Origin of the sequence: Parabacteroides provencensis, assembly GCF_900232875.1 — a bacterium.
Taxonomy (GTDB): Bacteria; Bacteroidota; Bacteroidia; order Bacteroidales; family Tannerellaceae; genus Parabacteroides; species Parabacteroides chinchillae.
This window is the reverse complement of the sequence record NZ_LT960504.1, coordinates 1-1940: the sequence shown is the minus strand read 5'-3', so window position 1 is coordinate 1940 and position 1940 is coordinate 1. Positions and strand designations below refer to the sequence as shown.

The following is a 1940-nucleotide window of genomic DNA, read 5'->3' as shown; positions in this document are numbered from 1 at the left end:
CCCTCGACTCCAACGAGGAGTGGGACAACCCAAAGATGTGGATTAAATCTAACCCCAATCTTGGGGTATCGCTATCGGTCGATTACCTCGCAGGCGAAATCAAAGATGCCAAGAACCGCCCCGAAGCAGTCCGCAATGTGATGACCAAGAATGTCAATTTGTGGGTGGATGCCGAGAAGACCTGGATTTTGGACGAGGTTTGGCAAAAGTGTGACGGATTGTCACGGGTTGAGGATCTGCAAGGTTGTGACTGTTGGGGAGGACTTGACCTTTCGAATGTGTCCGACATCACCGCCTTTGTTCTGCTATTCAACGAAAACAACCGTTTTCAACTCTTGCCATTCTTCTGGATTCCGGAGGAGAAGATGCTCGAAAAGATCCGCAAGGAAAATATCAACTACGACCATTGGGTACGCCAAGGTTTTGTCAAGGTCACGCCTGGTAACATCACCGACTACGATTTTGTCAAAGCCGATATCTTGAAAATAGCAGCCGACTACAATTTGAAGTCAACTGCCTACGACCGCTGGAATTCTTCGCAAACCATCATCGACCTCTCCAACGAGGGATTGACCTTTAACCCATTCGGGCAGGGCTACGGTTCAATGTCCGCTCCAACAAAACAGTTCGAGGCACTGGTACTCTCCGAACAGATAGAGCATTTTGGGAATCCTGTGTTACGGTGGATGCTGTCCTCCACACTGGTTAAAACCGATCCGGCAGGCAATATCAAACCCGACAAAGAGAAGTCGACTCAGAAGATCGACGGCATCGTGGCTTCCATTATGGCTCTCGGCGAATGGATGACCGATCAGGCGAACGATGACTCCAACCCTTACAACGACCGAGGATTATTAACACTTTAAAATTCAGCGTATGACAAAGCATAAAAAGAAGTTCTCCGACCGCCAGTTGTCGGAAAGAGCCAAGATAGAATCGGAATTATCAACCATCCCACCGTTGCATCCGGCAATCCGCAAAATCACTTCTGCCGAGGGTTTTGCCGACTATTACCTCCGTATGCGAGACTTATACGATAGCCAATTAGAAGCCTACGAACGCCTCGAAGATTTCCATATCGCCATCACAGGCAAACGCAGGTACTCGGAGTTTGATAGTTTTAGGCGGGTATTAATTCGAAATATCTGACTCTATTCATCTCTTGCAAATTCCCGTTTTCGAACCCGTTTAATGTCATTTTCTTTATATCTGATTTGTTTGTCAATATATTCAATGTGTTCTAAGTAATTCAATTTCGGGCTTTTTGTCTGGATAATTTCTTTTATTTTGTGAAGTTTGTCTAATTCAGCTTGAAGTATAGGAATTTCACTTCCACTCCATGAGTGTGAATGCGGAAGCAGACTTAACTTACGGAATACTTCAATGTCTGAACTTAAAGACAATAAGCTATCTACAGATTCATATATGTGATCACCAAGACAATTTACAACAGCATCAAATATCATATCAGTAACTTTTTTATTATCACTATATGCTTTTAGCTTGTCAAGCAAATATGCTTTTTGGATATCTGGATTGCTTCCTCCAAAGAACTCCTCGAAGAAGTGCCATCTAAATTGATATTTGTTTTCATCTGTTGAAAAATAATCAAAAAGTATGTCGGCAATATCTTTATAATTATTCAATTGCCATATAAAATCAAAGTTCTGGTTATATCCTGAAGAATAGCTGTCCGAATGTAATTCTTTTAGATAAGGAATAATTAAACTTGAGTCTTTCTCTAACATCCAAGAGATGACCTTATGCTCAAGATCAAAATATCCATTGATGCTATTTTTAGCAGATTGGATGTAAATGTTGAATAGTAAATTATTGTCGTTTGTTAAATCAAGTTTCTTTTCTAACACATGACAATCTACAAACACCAAATCACCTTGTGAAATTCTGTGCCCGATGATATTAAGAATTGTGTTCCAATG

At 41.3% G+C, this 1940-nt stretch carries 3 protein-coding genes; 2 read left to right on the top strand and 1 reads right to left on the bottom strand.

All coding sequences use genetic code 11. The features are described from left to right. Both CTY47_RS16605 and CTY47_RS16600 read left to right on the top strand, forming a co-directional pair. The coding region (locus CTY47_RS16605) for a terminase TerL endonuclease subunit (protein WP_233202226.1) at positions 1-866 on the top strand (866 nt) is incomplete at its 5' end. A 10-nt stretch (positions 867-876) separates the two neighbouring features. Next, on the top strand, positions 877-1149 hold the full coding sequence (locus tag CTY47_RS16600) for a hypothetical protein (RefSeq protein ID WP_099465894.1): 273 nt from the start codon (positions 877-879) through the stop codon (positions 1147-1149). Between the two features lie 2 nt (positions 1150-1151). On the opposite strand, the gene CTY47_RS17015 is transcribed toward CTY47_RS16600, so the two are convergent. Next, a partial coding sequence (locus tag CTY47_RS17015; RefSeq protein ID WP_158228556.1) for a hypothetical protein occupies positions 1152-1940 on the bottom strand: 789 nt, incomplete at its 5' end.

Excerpts from the sequence above, each read along its gene's own strand:
- CTY47_RS16600 (WP_099465894.1), top strand. The coding sequence starts at position 877 with ATGACAAAGCATAAAAAGAAGTTCTCCGACCGCCAGTTGTCGGAAAGA.